At 45.3% G+C, this 16,907-nt stretch carries 17 protein-coding genes and 1 pseudogene; 5 read left to right on the top strand and 13 right to left on the bottom strand.

The window, feature by feature from the left end; all coding sequences use genetic code 11:
- From QT990_RS29520 to QT990_RS29505, 4 genes and pseudogenes are all read right to left on the bottom strand, one after another.
- Positions 1-244, bottom strand: a pseudogene (locus QT990_RS29520) (IS4 family transposase); the annotation flags it as partial.
- 173 nt (positions 245-417) lie between these two features.
- On the bottom strand, positions 418-888 hold the full coding sequence (locus QT990_RS29515; RefSeq protein WP_333146150.1) for a hypothetical protein: 471 nt from the start codon (positions 886-888) through the stop codon (positions 418-420).
- On the bottom strand, positions 833-1,087 hold the full coding sequence (locus QT990_RS29510; protein ID WP_333146151.1) for a hypothetical protein: 255 nt from the start codon (positions 1,085-1,087) through the stop codon (positions 833-835). Before QT990_RS29510 ends, QT990_RS29515 begins: the two co-directional genes overlap by 56 nt.
- A gap of 95 nt (positions 1,088-1,182) precedes the next feature.
- A complete protein-coding gene (locus QT990_RS29505) occupies positions 1,183-1,464 on the bottom strand; it encodes a hypothetical protein (RefSeq protein WP_333146152.1) in 282 nt (93 codons plus the stop codon).
- A 133-nt stretch (positions 1,465-1,597) separates the two neighbouring features.
- Between QT990_RS29505 and QT990_RS29500 the strand changes: the two genes are divergently transcribed.
- The 3 genes from QT990_RS29500 (at position 1,598) to QT990_RS29490 (ending at position 4,050) form a co-directional block, all read left to right on the top strand.
- Positions 1,598-2,104: a hypothetical protein gene (locus tag QT990_RS29500; protein WP_333146153.1), complete on the top strand. Its 507-nt coding sequence runs from the start codon at positions 1,598-1,600 to the stop codon at positions 2,102-2,104.
- Positions 2,105-2,312: 208 nt separating this feature from the next.
- Positions 2,313-2,801, top strand: coding sequence for a hypothetical protein (locus QT990_RS29495; RefSeq protein ID WP_333146155.1), 489 nt, complete (start codon positions 2,313-2,315; stop codon positions 2,799-2,801).
- A 496-nt stretch (positions 2,802-3,297) separates the two neighbouring features.
- Positions 3,298-4,050, top strand: coding sequence for a hypothetical protein (locus QT990_RS29490; protein WP_333146157.1), 753 nt, complete (start codon positions 3,298-3,300; stop codon positions 4,048-4,050).
- A gap of 174 nt (positions 4,051-4,224) precedes the next feature.
- On the opposite strand, the gene glmU is transcribed toward QT990_RS29490, so the two are convergent.
- Positions 4,225-5,613: a bifunctional UDP-N-acetylglucosamine diphosphorylase/glucosamine-1-phosphate N-acetyltransferase GlmU gene (glmU, locus tag QT990_RS29485; RefSeq protein ID WP_333146159.1), complete on the bottom strand. Its 1,389-nt coding sequence runs from the start codon at positions 5,611-5,613 to the stop codon at positions 4,225-4,227.
- A gap of 628 nt (positions 5,614-6,241) precedes the next feature.
- Between glmU and QT990_RS29480 the strand changes: the two genes are divergently transcribed.
- Both QT990_RS29480 and QT990_RS29475 read left to right on the top strand, forming a co-directional pair.
- Positions 6,242-7,195: a hypothetical protein gene (locus QT990_RS29480; RefSeq protein WP_333146161.1), complete on the top strand. Its 954-nt coding sequence runs from the start codon at positions 6,242-6,244 to the stop codon at positions 7,193-7,195.
- A 26-nt stretch (positions 7,196-7,221) separates the two neighbouring features.
- The gene (locus QT990_RS29475; RefSeq protein ID WP_333146163.1) at positions 7,222-8,046 is read left to right on the top strand and encodes a sulfurtransferase; all 825 of its coding nucleotides are present in this window, start codon (positions 7,222-7,224) and stop codon (positions 8,044-8,046) included.
- Between the two features lie 399 nt (positions 8,047-8,445).
- Here the strand turns inward: QT990_RS29475 and QT990_RS29470 are convergent, their stop codons facing one another.
- From QT990_RS29470 to rfaE2, 8 genes are all read right to left on the bottom strand, one after another.
- A complete protein-coding gene (locus tag QT990_RS29470) occupies positions 8,446-9,918 on the bottom strand; it encodes an MBOAT family protein (protein ID WP_333146165.1) in 1,473 nt (490 codons plus the stop codon).
- A 309-nt stretch (positions 9,919-10,227) separates the two neighbouring features.
- Positions 10,228-10,653, bottom strand: coding sequence for a hypothetical protein (locus QT990_RS29465; protein ID WP_333466097.1), 426 nt, complete (start codon positions 10,651-10,653; stop codon positions 10,228-10,230).
- A 159-nt stretch (positions 10,654-10,812) separates the two neighbouring features.
- Positions 10,813-12,372, bottom strand: a complete 1,560-nt coding sequence (locus QT990_RS29460) for an ATP-binding protein (protein ID WP_333148053.1) — start codon at positions 12,370-12,372, stop codon at positions 10,813-10,815.
- On the bottom strand, positions 12,369-13,388 hold the full coding sequence (locus QT990_RS29455) for an ATP-binding SpoIIE family protein phosphatase (RefSeq protein WP_333148055.1): 1,020 nt from the start codon (positions 13,386-13,388) through the stop codon (positions 12,369-12,371). Before QT990_RS29455 ends, QT990_RS29460 begins: the two co-directional genes overlap by 4 nt.
- Before the next feature lie 210 nt (positions 13,389-13,598).
- Positions 13,599-13,997, bottom strand: a complete 399-nt coding sequence (locus QT990_RS29450) for an anti-sigma regulatory factor (protein WP_333108114.1) — start codon at positions 13,995-13,997, stop codon at positions 13,599-13,601.
- A gap of 252 nt (positions 13,998-14,249) precedes the next feature.
- Positions 14,250-14,627, bottom strand: coding sequence for an STAS domain-containing protein (locus tag QT990_RS29445; protein WP_333148057.1), 378 nt, complete (start codon positions 14,625-14,627; stop codon positions 14,250-14,252).
- A gap of 55 nt (positions 14,628-14,682) precedes the next feature.
- Complete coding sequence (locus tag QT990_RS29440; RefSeq protein WP_333207056.1) at positions 14,683-15,552, bottom strand: STAS domain-containing protein; 870 nt, start codon at positions 15,550-15,552, stop codon at positions 14,683-14,685.
- 117 nt (positions 15,553-15,669) lie between these two features.
- Positions 15,670-16,164, bottom strand: a complete 495-nt coding sequence (gene rfaE2, locus QT990_RS29435; protein WP_333314212.1) for a D-glycero-beta-D-manno-heptose 1-phosphate adenylyltransferase — start codon at positions 16,162-16,164, stop codon at positions 15,670-15,672.
- Positions 16,165-16,907: the final 743 nt, after the last annotated feature.

The following is a 16,907-nucleotide window of genomic DNA, read 5'->3' as shown; positions in this document are numbered from 1 at the left end:
TACCTTTAATCCAACCAATCACCAGTGGCAACCAAATATTATCTATACTCCATTCATTCTCTGATAAAAATCTCTGAGATTTTTTTCTACTTTCAAAATTAATAGGTATTGCTAGTTTTGTCGCTATGGTTTCTAATGTGACTTCTTTAATCGATTGCACCACTTGAATCAATAAAATTGTCACTAAGTAATTAGAACGTGTCAGCTTTTCTGACAAATGGGCATGATATAATTCTGGTATCATTTAATTGTTTTTTGGGTAAGAAGCTTTCTTACCCTATCTTTTTTCATGCTATTTGTCTAGAGTTGCCGGACTGTATGACTTTCAGGCGACCTGTCGCCCCGTCAGGGTTTAACCATGCCTGATACCGTCTCTCTCTACCCGATAACCGTTTCAAGATGTTTCTAGCTCTACGTCTAGTTGACAAGAGTGCCTAGAGTAGCTTTCTTTTGGAGAGAAGCCCGAACCCGATTAAATTTATCTCTTTTGTCTTGAATTTCTTTTCCAGACCATGACTTCCCTGTACTGGTTACAGCGATATCGCGTCTGCCAAAATCGACCCCCATGACATGACTGGTTTTCAAAGGGGATGGTACATCATTTTTAACTTGAATATGGATATACCAATCCCCATCTTTATGTTGACATAATTGTGCGGAAATTGGATTTTGACCTGAGAGTTGACCGCGCTGATAATTACTAACTCTCATTGGTATTTTGATTCGTTTTCCCGTGGTACTGATACTAGCTAAATAGCCGTCTTCAATCAAACGGAAAGTACGAGAATCACAGTCAAAACTGGTAGGCTTGAATCCTTTAACTTTTTTGCCTTTATATTTGGCAGTTAAACGATTCGCACCGACTCGCTTCACAAGCTCTAACAACATGATTAGCGGTTAAACCAAAACGCTCTTTAACGTCTTGATAACAAACTGCTTGGATTGAGTTTCTCTCGGTCAAACTCGCCTTAACGTTGTTATTAATATAGTTGCAAGCATCAGCAAACGCCTTGGTAGTATCGTCTAATAATTGACGCTGTTCTGGCGTAGGTTGAAGCTTTACAACTAGGGTTAAGACTTGTTTCATCGACTTTTAAAACTCACGCTTATGAGATGATAGCTTAAAAAGCAGTGCTACGCAAGTCCGAACTTTGTTGGTCGCAATTCCTCTCAACGCTCACCCTATCCGGTAGAGCGTGAGCCTCCTTGCGACATTAAAGGTGAAAATATTTGAACTGGGGAAGTGCGATCGTAGGCATCACCCGCCATTAGGGTGAACGAAACTCTTCTGGTGTGGGGGGCGAATTCTTGTTTGGCATTTGCCAAGTCGGTGTAAAGCTTTTGGATGTCCCAGCCGTTGCTGGCGCGTGCAAATGGTTCTTCGGGTCGATCGAGGGTAGAGGGTATCATTTGCGGCAGTCGCGATCGAGTTCCTAGTCTAATTCCTAACCAAAATCCTAACATTCGCTGTGCGCGATCGGACTGTTTTCACCGCTAATCTATTTTTAACACAGCAAACAGGGGAATGAGTTGCAGGTAGAAAATCCTCTCCTTTACAGTTGGCAAAATAACTATACATCAATCGGAGAAATAGAAAATGCCTGGAATTGCGATCGCCTTATTTTTCATCCTAGGTTTAGTTTTAAGTCTTGTTGGCTATTTTTGGGGATTAGTTCAAGCTTTTGGAGAGGAAACTATTTGGGGAGTGCTTTACTTGCTTGTCCCATTGGCATCATTGGTTTTTTATATCAAAAATTGGAGCAATGAAAAAATCAGAAAAACCTTTTTAATTCAATGTGCTGGATTGCTAATGTTTGTATTGGGAGGCATTACTACTTCAGTATTTTATGGCCAAATTTTTGTAAAAGTCTCTGACTCTGGATCTAATGTAGAGCAGGGGTATAACGAGCAATCGCCCTCTTCTTTGCCTTCTGGTTTCAACACTTCTCCATCACCCTATCAAGAGTTATCTCCTGCTTTCGAGTCAGTTCCTGCTGCCGAGCCATCTCCTGCTGTCGTAGCACCTGTTTCTGAGCCTATTTCTGCTCGTGTTGCTCCTCAAATTTCTGACTTCAAACAATCGATGAAACTCGGCTATATCTAATACGGGCAGGGAGACTATCAAACCGCTTTAATCAATTTTAACAGAGCTTTACAGCAACGTCCAGGCGACGCTTATGCTGTCAAGGCTGTTTACAACACCAAAAGTGCGATCGTCCAAACCAGTGTTAAATAATAATCCGTGCCTGATAAATTGTATACAGCGGATAGATAAGTAATTCACCTTGTTGGTGAAAATCCAAAATTAACTGATGAAAATTCTCACGCGAACACCTACTAAACTAACAATTCAAACTGCCAGCGCCTGGGATGGTTTGCTATTAATTTCTCCCTTCATTGTCATTGGACTATTGCAGATAATTTTAGCATCAAATTGGATAGGTGGAGGTATATTTCTGTTGTTTTCGCTGTCTTTGTTGGACGGCGCGATAGATGAAACATACATTTTTGATAAAACTTTTAGCAAAATGACCATTAAACGACGCGGTGTGTGGCTTCATGATGTTACCGAATGCTCAACTCGCGAGATTTCTGCGGTGGAATTAGAGGAAATAGGAGATAGCGAGGGAAATTGTAGCTATTATGTTGATTTGTGGATGTTAGGGGGCGATATCATCTGTTTAAGAAGCTATTCACTAACAGAACAATACAAAATGGCTGACTTGATTCGCAGCTATATCTCGATTAACGATAATCGCACGCTTAGCAATGTATTTGCCCTACAAATCGGTGAACCCTAGCTATCGCGTAGGCAATCGCCCAAATCCATAACTAAGCTGTTGGGCATTTAAATTTTGTGTTGAGGGCGGGCTTTCGGGCCCAACCCCTACTCCTCACAAGAGTGAAAGTTTATTTGACCATGCAATTTAAATGCTGATTAGCTTAATGATAATTAAGTAGGCACAAATAAACCTGATAATGTAACAAAATGTAAACCTGTTCTCACCAGAGTGATTACTTTCCTACGGCTCGCGAAGCTAAGGTCTCATTCCCATAACATAATTAATATACTTTTAAGATTCATCTACTTTAAATCACGGAAAGCTATCTTAAACCCATCCGCAGGTAAACTCGCGACCTTTGTTGTCGGTCAGACATTTTAGTGCTAACCTATTAGCAATATAAAAGGGGTCATGGCACAGGACGACTTCAAATAATATATAAGTTAACAACTTGGCTGATCGGGGTCAGGAAGTCGATGTGTAGCCTCAATTTTGGAATAAAAGGGTGAGATAAATGAAAATAATCAAGCAAACAGCGAGTGAATTAATAATTCAGACTCAAAGCATATTTGATTTTTGGCTCCCTAGTTGTTTATTCATGGCAGTTGGACTGATATCGCTGACTTTTGACTATCATGCAGCAACCCTGAACTGCCAGCGATTGAAGGCAAAACAAGGAAATTGCCAGATTGTGCGATCGAATTTACTGGGGTCGAACATCAAAGAAATTGAGCTGGCTTCTTTGCGGGGAGCTAAAGTTGAAAGATGCGGCTATAAAACCAGAGTTGTACTTTTGACTTCTGTTGGCACTGTTCCTTTCACTGCTAACTCCACTAATTGGGGAACCCAAGACGCTGTGGCTTCTGACATCAATTTTTTTGTTAAAAATGCAAAAAATGGATTGCTGCGCTTAAGCCAAGAGGATCACTGGTTGGGATGGACAGGAGGCATATTTTTGCTCGCAGGAATCGCAGCGATCGTCTTGAGAAATAATGAAATCTACAGCTTCGATGAAAATTTAAACACCTTGACTGTTAAACAGCGGGGTTTGTTGGCACGTAAAGTAATGGAATACTCTCTGTGCGATATTTATGGTGTGGAAGTCGATCGCACAAAAGATCGGGATCATGACATTTGGTACGAAGTCAGGCTGTTAGCTTGTGGAGGCTCTCGCATCTCCTTACCCCGCACCATGAACCCATACCAGCAAGCAAAAATCGCCAAAGCGATTAACAACTATCTGCACCAGCAAAATCACCAAAAATAGCCGATCGCGATCGACCCGATTTCTCAAGGTTGCGGACTTACGCAGAAACCGGGTTTTTCACCAAAATCTCTTCTAGAGTGCGATCGCTTCCAGTATAAAAACCCGGTTTCTTTGGTATCCAGTGCGAAACTCGCGATTGGGTGGAAACTCATCATCTAAAAAGTGAACAATCGTTCACTTTGTAGGTTCTTTCAACTTCCAACCTGGTTTGACAACTTGCCGGGAACGGGCAATTACTAAACAATCATTCGGCACATCTTCTGTCACCACAGAACCCGCCGCTACAGTAACATCTTCGCCCAAAGTTATCGGTGCAACCAGCACGCTGTTAGAACCAGTTTTACTCCCATCGCCTATTTGAGTTTGGTGCTTGTTTTTTCCGTCATAATTCGCCGTAATTGTCCCAGCACCGATGTTGACTTTTTCTCCCAAAGTCGCGTCGCCTAAATAAGACAAGTGAGCGACATTAGTTCGATCGCCTATTTGAGTATTTTTCAATTCTACAAAATTGCCGACGCGACAGTTCGCCCCAATTTCTGCGTGTCCCCGCAAGTGTGCGTAAGGGCCAACTCGCGAATTTTCAGCAACCATACTGTCAGAAACCACCGAATAAAGCACAGTCACATTTTCCCCAATCTGACTGTTTTCGATCAAACTGCCGGGGCCGATGCGACTACCAGAGGCGATCGAAGTATTTCCCCGCAAGTGAGTTTGCGGTTCAATTACCACATCCGGCTGCAACTCTACGGTATCGTCAATGGTGATGCTGTTGGGATCGAGCAGCGTCACTCCCGCCGTCATCCACTTGTCCTTTATCCGCGTTTGCAAAATATCGCAAGCTGTAGCTAAATGTTTGCGATCGTTAATTCCCAATATTTCTTGATAATCTTCCACATCCACCGCCATCACCGGACTGAGGAAATTTACCGTATCAGTTAGGTAATATTCTTTTTGGTCATTGTCTGCCTTCAATTCTGGCAAAATTTTCTCTAAATCCGGCCAGTGAAAGCAGTAAACACCTGCATTAATTCGGTGATTTTGCTTTTGAGCTTGTGTGCAGTCGCGGTCTTCGACAATTTGCTGGACTAAGTTTTGACTGTCGGTAAATACTCGACCGTATCCTTGGGGATTCGGCAAATTAGCTGTCAATAAAGTAGCAGAGTTTTGGTGCTGTTTGTGAATGGCCATCAATTGTTTGATAGTTTCTGCCCTCAGCAAAGGTACATCCCCATTTAAGACCAGCAAGTCTCCTTGAAATCCCTCTAAGTGAGGCAGCAATTGTTGGATGGCATGACCTGTTCCCAATTGTTCGGTTTGTTCGACAAATTCTAGGGGAGGAGATTGAAGATTTTTCCCTGATATTTCTTGACCTCGAATCAGGGATTCTTTAACGAGTTCGCCTCGATAACCGACGATGACAAGTCGCCTGGTAATTTGAATTTCTTGACAACTTTGGAGGACTCGCTCAACTAGCGATCGACCGCCCAATTCGTGTAGAACTTTAGGCAAGTCAGATTTCATGCGCGTGCCGCGTCCAGCAGCTAAAATTGCTATTGCTACCATTGTGCGATCGAGTTATTTGCTATAAAAACTTGAATATTGACTAACTGATGATATCACTCGCTGTCGGCCGATGGCACTGCGATCGCACAATTTTTTAATCTCAAATCTCACATCCGCGCGATCGAGGATTTTTCCAGGCGGATGCTGGTTGTAGGGGCGATGCTGGCAATATCTGGACTGGCGCGCCCGGTATCAAAAACCTGGTTGCAGCAACAGTATTTGGCGGCTGAGCAAGACGACTTGCATGCCTCACTACAAACCTGAGTTCGTTTGGGGGTAAGGAATGCGAGTCTTTTCCCAAGGGCTGGGAGGGGGAGCGAGAGTGAGAATTTGCATCTTTGGGCTGGGATTTGCCACGATACATTATACTATTTGTTGAATTTCAGTTAGGGTGTTTTCAACTTTAAAAAAACTATTTCTGACTTTTTCATTAATTCTGCCTTCTATAGCAACCGCGCCCGAAGGTTAAGACGTTCTTAATTGCTGAAACATGAGCTATCATATTGCTTCTGACTTCTCTGCTAAATAACTAAAGCCTTCTGACTTCTTCCATCCGTTACATCTGTTACGTAATCCGTTACCGAACTTCCTTCTACCTTCTACCTTCTGCATTATCAGGTGTCCAGCTATGACAGAGCTTAATTTTCAGGAACTTGCCAAGCAGGGAAATCCGCAGGCGATCGCATCTTGGCTTGACAGCCAGTTGCAATCTGAAGGCATCACAGCCTCGGCAAATCTCGACGGCGATTGTTTGGATGTAATTCTTGAGGCCGAGCAAGTACCGAAAGAAGATACATTAGTTGATTTTGTTCGCACCGAGCTGACGAATTTGCAGCCGGATTCGATTCGCAAAGTGAAGGTGGATGGCCGAGAAAGCGGTCAGATTGCTGCTGCTTGGAGTCAAGAGTTTAGTTTGGAGAACAGCACTTTTGAACAACAAAGTTTTGCAGGAGAAGCTGTACCAAATACTGCTGTTGCTAATATGGACGATCGCACAGAGATGGAGAGCAATATTGAGGAAGAAAAACCGCCGGAACTTGCTGCTTTTGAGAACCGGCTGCGATCGACTTTCATTGTAGTCGGGCTAGTAACGGGTATGTTGGCGATCGCCGTGGTGGCGTTTGTCGGTAAAATTTTGAACCAGCCAGCAGCAACTGCTGGGAATAATCCCGATGGAACAGCAGATTTAGCAACTGCACCAGATACTTTTCGAGAAGCCGTTAACAGCGCACTCACAGCAGCAGAGTTAGGGCGATCGGCAAAAACCAAGCAAGACTGGACGACAGTTATCGATCGTTGGCAAGAAGCGGTCTCATTAATGAGAAGAGTACCAGTGTCTAGCCCCAACTATCAACTCGCTCAATCAAAAGTAATCGAGTATCAGAAATATCTGCTTTACGCTCAAGAAGCAGCAGTAACTCCCCCTCAGCCAACTCCAACTCCCGCGCCCGCCGAAAAATCACCTTCGGAAAAAGCAACTCCTAAAAAATCAAATTCTGAAAAAAGAGCTTCGGAGAAAGCAACTCCTAAAAAATCTCGTACCGATAAAGCAGAACCAGAGAAAAAAGCTCCTTCCCGATAAATGTTCAAATATTGATGTGAAAAATTATGACTGACAACACTTTAATCGTTTCTCCTGAATGGTTAGCCACCAATACCGACAATCCGCAAGTTGTAATCATTGACTGTCGTTTTTCCCTTGGCGACCCTGAATTGGGACAAAAACAATATCAAGAAAGTCACATTCCTGGAGCTTTCTACTTAGATTTAAACCGCGATCTCGCGAGTTCAGTGGGCAAACACGGCGGTAGACATCCGCTGCCAAATATTGAAGAATTAGCTGATAAATTGAGCGCGATCGGCATTAATTCACCAGAAACTTTAGTCGTCGCCTATGACGATTCGCGACTGGCTTTTGCTGCTCGCTTGTGGTGGCTGCTGCGATATATGGGACACAGCAAAGTCGCTTTGTTAGACGGCGGTTTCAGCGCATGGAAAGCGGCGGGCTATCCGGTAACAAATACTTTGCCCGACCCCCGCGAGGGTAAATTTGTTGCTCACTTGCAGCCGGATTTGGCGGTAGATATTGAGGCGGTAAAAGAGCGTAAAGACTTGCCGGGAAAGGTTTTGGTTGATTCGCGAGAAAGTGAGAGATATGAAGGTTTGCGGGAGCCGATCGACCCCATTGCAGGTCACATTCCGGGTGCGGTTAACTATCCGTGGCAAGGGGTGACGGATGAAACAGGAAAAGTGCGATCGGCCTCGGAACAAAAACACCGGTGGACGGAATTAGAAAAAGCGGAAGAAATCATCGTTTATTGCGGTTCCGGGGTGACAGCTTGCGTTAATTTACTGTCTTTAGAAATCGCCGGAATTCCCGATGCTAAACTTTATGTCGGTAGCTGGAGTGACTGGTGTTCTTATCAGTTGTAGCCTGCAGGAGCGAGATGATTGTTGAGTGTTGACTGTTGACTGTTGACTGTTGACTGTTCACGGCGTCAACCGTCAACCGTCAACCGTCAACATCATGCCGGTGTAACCGGAAATGATATCAAAGCGAAATTCCTCGCTATGAGGACTAATGAGTTCTTCAGTCCTCTTTGAGAGGACTTTAGCTATGAGACAGGGAATTCATTCCCTGGCGGACTGTTGGGTGAGCGGGAGGACTGGCGGACTAAAAGCTTAAGTTGACACTAATAGGTAGCGGGTAATCACTTCCACTGACATCTTGCACCCTTGTCAAGAACAGGCTTTCCGGCCTGTTCCACAAGAAAATCTACTCTTTGTGGAACAGGCCGGAAAGCCTGTTCAGAAGGCGAATTAAACAATACCCTAAAAATCAAAATAAATATAAGGCAAACCGCCTTCGGGAGCCAACAGCCAAACCGCATACAAACAAAGCGGCACTAACACCAATTTCATCGGCCAATTTAACTCCAATTTCAAACCCCGACTCAACGCATAATTCCCCAGCATCGCCACAGCCAAAGCAGCCAACATCCAAGCTAAACTCACTCTATCTAAACCCAAAGCTTCTACATAAACTTTCTCAGCAAACTGCACATCAGCAGTGTGTCCCCACAAATGCGAAATCGCCCATCCAGAATCCTTTAAATCGGGAAGTCGGAAAAATATCCAACTACCAAAAACCATCGCCTGAGTCCACAGCCAACCGATCGCAATACCGATCGGATTTTCCCACAAAAACTCAATCCGCAACCGCTTAAACAGCACATCAGTCAGCCTGTGAACCGCCAAAGCTAAACCGTGTAAACCCCCCCACACAATAAATCCCCAAGCTGCCCCGTGCCAAATTCCCGCAATTAACATCACGATCGACAAATTCAGACAAGTGCGCCACAAACCGACTCGCGAACCGCCCAAAGGAAAATACAAATAATTGCGTAGCCAATCGCCTAAAGTCATGTGCCAGCGTCGCCAAAAATCAGCTATGCTGGCACTAAAATAAGGAAAATCAAAATTTGGTGGCAAGTACCAACCCAGCAGCAAAGCAGTACCGCGCGCCATGTCAACATAGCCACTAAAATCGAGATAAAGTTGCAGCCCGTAAGCCAAAATCGCCAGCCACAAATCCTCGCTACCCGCCCGCTGCAAGTTGGTAAAGCTTAAATCGACATAAATTCCCAAGTTATCTGCGAAAAGACCTTTTTTTACTGCACCAAAGGCGATCGTCCAAAGTCCCTCAGAAATGCGATCGGGCGTCGGAAATTGCTGGGTTTTCAGTTGATAGATCAAGTTGTGATACCGAGTAATCGGGCCGGAAATCAGTTTGGGAAAAAACAACTTGTAAGCAGCAAAGTGCAGCAGCGAAGTAGCAGCAGGCGCGCCTCGGTACACGTCAATCAAATAAGCAATGCACTCAAAGCAAAAGAAACTCAATCCCAGGGGTGCAATGACGTGACTTTTCACCCAGTCAGCCCCGTCGATAGCTACAGGCCAATTTAACAAAGTGCCGATCGAACTCAATAAAAAAGGCACATACTTAAAGCCCAGAAGCAGCAACACATTCAGACAAATGCCTATCCACAGCAGCAACAAACGGCGGCGGTTCCAAGATTCATTAGCAATCCGCCAATCCAGAGGTTCCCCAATCGCCATCGCCAAGCAGTAATTAAACAAAGCACCGACTAACAGCAGAGGAATGTACCAAATTTGCAGCGAAGCATAAAAAATCAAACTACCCGCCAACATGATGAACAGCCGCCACCACCGCAGCGGAACCGACCAGTAAGCCGCGAACAAAACTAACAGAAACAGCGCATATTGAAGGGAGATGAAAGTCATACCATTTTAGATTTTAGATTTTAGATTTTAGAATTGGGAATGGCTTATTTGGTATGGGTTTGGATTACTGGCCTACTGTTGCATTATTTTTATTAATCGAGACTTTGCTAAGAACGAGATTTATCATGGATTTTAGCCGCTCGCCGACACGAAAACAGGCCCTCGGTAAGTCCCTACTATATAGTCGGCAACTGAGAACTGCTACATTTTACAGCACAAAGGTTAAATGCTGTTGCAAATTCAATAAATCTTGTCGTGTATAAATTAACTCTCTTACGAACCATATAAAATTCGGTGAAAAAAATATAATTAGGTTCGCAGCATCGGACTTCTGTTCTCAACAGCTACAATTCCTGATATCGTTTCCCTTCGCATCGCAATAATATTTTTCATCACGATAGCAGGTATTTGACAAGTAGTTCGATCGCATTTAAACCCTTCCAAAACCTCAAATTCGGTCAGATACGCTATGATAATGTCGATAAAAATTGCTTGCGGTTGCTCAAAGAGCAGCCGGGAGCATCTCATATTTGTAAAAATACTTCTTCTGGCTCCTTCCTTCTTCTGGCTCCTTCCTTCTTCTTCTTTCCTTCTGCCTCTTTCCTTCTGCCTCTTTCCTTCTGCCTCCTGCCTCCTGCCTCCTGCCTCAAAACTCCAATTTCTAGCGGAGGGCTGCAAAGGTGAGATGCTCCCGAGCAGCCGAACCCCAACCTTCAGCACCCAGGGCTGTTTCATTCTCTTGTAGGGGCTGCCCCCCGTGGCTGCCCCCATGTCCCAAACGCCTGTGAAGTCGTCTGTGGGGGGGTAGGCACGGGGGGGTAGGCACGGGGGGGTAGGCACGGGGGCACTACCCCTACAAAAGCCTGATTTTCGTGATAATGAAACCGCCCTGCTTCAGCGCCGTCGGCGACCTATATCGCAGTACAATGAATTTCTGCCAGCAAGTTTTTCAGCAAATACCGAAAAACTATCTTCATCCTCCCCAATCAAAACTTTGGCTGCTGAATCCCCCGCTGGCGATGATTCGGAACCCCGCAAGCTACGAGAATTCGCGCTTGTCAGCGGTATTTCATCTGCCTTAGCAGCGGACATTTCCAAAGGGTTTTCTTCCTCTCCAGGATACAGAATTGGCAGTGTGACAAAAAAAGTCGAACCCACTCCAGGCGAACTTTGGATTTCAATACTTCCCCCTAGAAATTCCGCCAGTTTTTTGCACAGAGACAATCCCAATCCCGTGCCTTTTACGCCCTTCTGCAAGGGATTTTCTATTTGGACAAATTCTTCAAAAATCCGCCTTTGGTCGGCTGGGGGAATACCCATGCCCGTATCTGCTACTGAAAAAGTAACTGTCCCCTCCTCTCCTATTTCCGCAGCAACTCGAACTTCACCTGCTTCGGTAAATTTGAGGGCATTAGAAATCAGATTTCGCAAAATCTGAGAAACTTTTCCCTCGTCGGTTGTGAGGATTGGAAGTTCGAGAGTATCTTCAAAAATTAGAGAAACGGCAGAGTTTTGGGGAAGCAGGGGGCGCATCATTCCTCGCAGGGCGCTGAACAAATCTTCGACTTCAAAATCAGCCAAGCGAACAGTTAGTTTTCCGGCTTCCACTTTGGCTAAATCTAACGAGTCGTTGACAAGTTCTGCGAGAGACTCGGCGGATTTGTAAATGTAATTTACTTGCTTGTCCTGTTCGGCTGAAAGTTCTCCGTCGAGGCGATTTAACAATATTTCCGAAAGGCTCATAATTGCCGTTAGCGGAGTGCGAAACTCGTGGCTCATATTGGAGAGAAAGCTGGTTTTGAGTTCGCTGGCGCGCCGGAGAGATTCGGCCTTATCGTTCAATTCAGCGTAAAGTGCCAGGACTCCGCGATTGGTATCTTCTAGCTGTTGATTTAATTGTACGAGTTCTTCTTGACGCTGGCGGAGTTCGTCTAAAGTGCGTAGTAATTCTTGATTTTGCTGCTGAATTTCGGCATAGGGATCTTCGGGAATTTGGCGCGCTAGTTTGTCAACTAATTGATTTAGTTCGATCGCACTCAGCGCAGGCATATGTTTGGAAAACTGCTTAATTAATTGTACAGCCGTTCCGCGATCGGGCCGAGAGTCGATTTTCACTTCGTCCATCAACCGTTTCGCTGCTGCTAAACCGAGTCCCGCGCCGGTTTGCGATCGAAAATTCGGGCTTAACACAGCCGGTAAATCAGCAATTCCCGGCCCGGTGTCGGAAATCCGAGTCCGAAAAATTTGGGGCGATTCTCCCTCTACAATGAATTCTACTTTGCCGCCGCCTGCATATTTGAAAGCATTGCGGGCAATTTCGGAAACTGCTGTGGCGATGCGGGTTTGTACTTGGGAATCGAATCCCAGCCATGCGGCAATTTGGCGAGCTCTTTGGCGTACTTGTACGATGTCTTGTTCAAAACGGACTTCCGTCGTCAGGATTGGGTAACTCACGCTGCTTCTCTTACCTTGGCTACTATAACTGTCATGTCATCGCGAGTGCGTTTGAAGTCCCGGTAGAGCACGGCTGCGATTAAAGCAGGATGTCTGGAGGATAAACCCGGGTAGCGGTTTAAATTCCACTGCGCCGCCAAACCGTCGGAGTGCATGATGAGTAGGGACTGCTGCGACCAAGGATAAACAAATTCTGCTACTTTTCGCATCATATGTCCAACTGTGCCGTTGTAGGAAACCATGCTGCGGCTTTGGTTATCTGTGACAACTACACCGCTGATGTTGCCAATTCCGGCAAAACAAACTGTTTGTTGGGTACGATCGATTTGGGCGATCGCCGCAGCCGCTCCTCTGGTATTTTTTAAAGCAGCGTGCGCCTTCTCTAAAATTGCTTTCGGCCCGAGTTTGGCGTTTTCCTCAAATACACGCACTGCTTCGCCAGACGCTTCCTCCGCCAAATCCCCGTAGCCGAGCCCGTCTGCAACTAAGATCAGGTTTTTGTCAAGGTGATTTTCCGTCGCCCACGAATCCCCGCAAATTTGCTCTCCTGCTTTCGGTAAGTGGACGACCCCAAATTCCAAGTAATTGCTGTTTGGGGATGCTTCCCGGCTATTTTGGGTCGGTTCCAGCCGCGCTAATAAGGCTGTCCCCAGTTTTGGTACAGAATGAATATCAAAAAAAGTAGAGAGGCGTTGAATTGCCCCCAGTCCAGTTCCAGGGCTTCCCGCTGTAGAAAAACCGTCCCGCAGACACAGCGCGACATTTGCCATTCCTTCGCCGCGGTCTAGCGCTACTATTTCAATGCTATATCCTGTCGCTGTTTTTAATGTTCGCAGCAAAAGTTCTCCTTCGCGGGCGTGCTTGACCAGGTTTTTTGCGGCTTCCGTGGTAACAATTGCCACTTTACCGCGATCGGTCTCGTTAAATCCGACTTCCGTCGCGAGGGCGACTGCAATTCGGCGCGCTTCTCCCACTTGACTTTCTTCTGTTACGGGCAGGGCTACGGCATCTATCATTTTTTATCAGTTCTCATAATGAAATCCTCCATAGGCCAACCCTCTCCGGGTATGGTGTGGGATGCCAAGAATCACTTCTTGGCTGTGCTGGTTGCTATTTATACCAATTAAAAAAATAATACAACTATACGCAAGCTCCAAACCCCGATCGTCCTCCGTCCTTCCCAATGCTTTAATCTAAAATCTCAACTCTCAAATCGTATTACTTACTCACCGCCAGCGGACGATCGCAATTTTAGTCCCCTTACCGACTTTGGAAACAATCTCAAATTCGTGCATCAACCGCTTGGAACCACTGAGCCCCAAACCCAAACCGTGATTAGAAGTATAACCGTCAGTCATTGCCAATTCGATGTCTGGAATTCCCGGGCCCTTGTCTTCAAAAATCAGCCTCAGCCCTTTGCGAGTGCCTAATTGCAGCGTTTCGAGAGTTACAGTTCCCCCTTTGCCGTACTCTACAGTATTGCGGGCGAGTTCGCTGGCTGCGGTAACGATTTTCGTTTGGTCTAGTAAACCGAATCCCATTGCTACAGCCCAAGTTCGCACTTGCTGTCGGACGTGGACTATATCGGATGACGATCGGATTTCTAGTGTCTCACGTTTTGACATGGCGGCTACTGTACCAAAATAGAACTTCTCCCCAAAATATAGGACTTACACTCATCAACTTAGTTTCTCCTAATAGGACTTACGCACTTACTACGATTTTCTCTCAAAAGAGAACATAGTGCAGGAATCTCAAACCCTTGATTTAACCCCCTTGAGTGCGTAAGCCCTGTCCTAAGAAATCTTCGGTTTGTCAACAAGGTATCTACAAACAAACTAGGTTTCTTGACTGCCTGTGCCTCAGTCTGGGGACAATTAATCTTCCTTGTCAACAGAAAACCCCAAGGATTTTCTTAACAAAATCATGCCCTTTTCAACGCTTAAAGCTGTGCGAACTCCTGTCAGGGAAAGCCCCAACTCAACGAGCGTAATAGCAACCGCTGGCTGCATCCCGACCACAACTGTTTCCGCATCTAAAATTCGTGACATACTAGCGATATTGTTGATAATGCGACCGATAAAAGAATCCACAATTTCTAGGGAAGAAATTTCTATCAACACACCTTTGACGCCTGTTTTGACAATGCGGTTTGTCAGGTCATCTTGCAGCGTCATTGCTAAGCGATCGTGCATATCTACTTGAATTGTTACTAGCAAAAATTCTCCCATTTGAAGGATCGGTATTCGTTCCACAAATTCACCTATGTGTTAAGCTTTACTAAAATTTTCATCTCAGACTGCAATATGTTTATTTTTCCTCTTTAATATTTTTTATAGTTAAACCTTGGCGTTGCAACGCAACTTTAAAAGCATCTGCTAAAGTAGCTTTTGTGAGAATATCCTGCAAGTCAACTCCCAAGTGAACTATGGTTTGAGCTATTTGCGGGCGAATGCCACTGATGATGCACTCAGTACCCATTAAACGGGCGGCTGCTACAGTTTTTAATAAATGTTGAGCAACTAAAGTGTCAACAGTCGGCACGCCTGTAATGTCTAAAATCGCAAATTCTGAGCCGCTTTCCATGATTTCCTGCAACAGAGTTTCCATGACTATTTGAGTGCGGGCACTGTCGAGAGTCCCGATCATTGGTAAAGCGAGAATGCCTTGCCAAAGTTTGACTACGGGTGTTGACAATTCGAGCATTTCTTGCTGTTGGCGTTCGATGACTTCTTCGCGAGCTTTCAGAAAAATTTCTGTCACCCAAAGGCCAAGCTGGTCTAATAAACTGGTGGAAAGCCAAAGTTGTTCGACAAGTGCGTCGCGGTTTTCTGTCAGTTCATGACAAAGCCGATCGAACAATGGCTTTTTGAAGCATAAAATGAAACTCGCTATCTCTGAGGGAGTAAAGCCTCTCTGAACGCGCGATCGCGAAACTTCTGCTAGTAACACCCGCATATTTTCCCATTCGGGTGTCTGGATGTCGCTAAAGTTACCGTGTCCGACTGCAATGTGGAGCAATTGCAGGAACTCTTGACACTCGGAGCGCAATTCTTTGGCTCTCATCAAGTCGTCCCGCCGCAGCCCGGTATTTTGCAGTTCTTTGAGCCAGTCTGCTAGTAACTCTGCTTTGTGTCTTTGTAGGATTTCCGCGATCGTGTTATTGCTTGTGAGTTCCATTAAAATTATCTCCTGCTTAGCAATTGGGATGAAGTTGTACGAGCTATCGCACCAAGCGTGTTTTTTGATGGGGCAACTTCTGAGTTTAGCTCACTGTTTGCTGTTTGCGATCGAGGGTTAAGTACCTAACTGCAAAATGCGTTTGACGATCGCACTGGTAGAACTCGGAACTTCTATTTCGATTAAGGAAATCTTGCCACCTCCGGCGATAACGGCCGGTGCTTCCGGCAGAGTTTCGACTTGATAGTCGCCTCCTTTAACGTATATATCAGGCTTCAGGATATTTATCAGTTTAGTTGCTGTAATTTCGGAAAAAATTACTACAGCGTCTACTGGTTTGAGGGCTGCTAACACTTCGGCTCGCTGATTTTCCGGTACGATCGGGCGGGGTGGCAATCCCGGCTGCTGCGGTTTGATAGCTTGCACGCTGGCGTCGCTATTCAATCCCACCACGAGCGATCGCCCCAAATTTTTTGCCGCCTGCAAATAGCGGACGTGACCGCAGTGCAGGATATCGAAGCACCCGTTAGTAAACACGATCGGACGCCACTTGTCCGGATCGGATGCGATCGATCTTTCAAGTTCTCTCAACGTATAAACATCAGAAATCATTGCAGTCATTACCACCCAATTTGAACAGCGCTCAAATTTATCCTACCAAAAAATGTGAGAGTTTGCACTTGCGTTATTAAAAAATAAATCAGTCAATCTGCCACTGATTAATACTTGCTTATGAGTAACTATTAATTAGTGTTTGGTAACTTACAAGCCAGAATATCTCAGTAAAAATTACCGAATGTTAAGCTGATTTATAAAACATAATCCCCCGTAAAAAATAGCTACTCGTCTATCTGTGACTGCCATATCCTGCTGTTGGTAATTCGAGGTTAAAAAGGTTGGTAAACAATTATTTATTCCCGCCCTCTCTTATATCAATTACTATAAGACAAGGGATGAGAGTTCCACCGCATCGGGCAGGCGATCGGGGAGTGAGAGCCCTAGGGGTGAGACCCAACAAAACGCGCTCCTCCTGTGTCTCTTATTTCTGACACCGCCGCGCGAGCGAAAGCTAGTTAAAAGCACCGAACCCAAGCGTGCAGAGCTCATCTTTACGCTGGATTCGTCAGACTAGAGAAGAAGCCAGCAGTTGCTTGCTGCAGTTTCTGGGCGCTATCTTGACCAAGCTTTACAGCCAACCCAGAAGCGCACAGCCTCCTGTGTCCAACTCTATATAGCTGTGCAGAAACTCGACCTTTTGGGTCGCAACCGCAGCCTGTGAAAACCCAGAGGAAAGTCGAGTTCGGTACCCGAAGCAGCTATTTTGGTGGAAAATAGCTAAACTCGTTCAACAAAAT

Origin of the sequence: Microcoleus sp. T3_B1 (assembly GCF_036700445.1) — a bacterium.
Classification (GTDB): Bacteria; Cyanobacteriota; Cyanobacteriia; order Cyanobacteriales; family Microcoleaceae; genus Microcoleus.
This window is presented reverse-complemented; position numbering and strand designations above follow the sequence as displayed.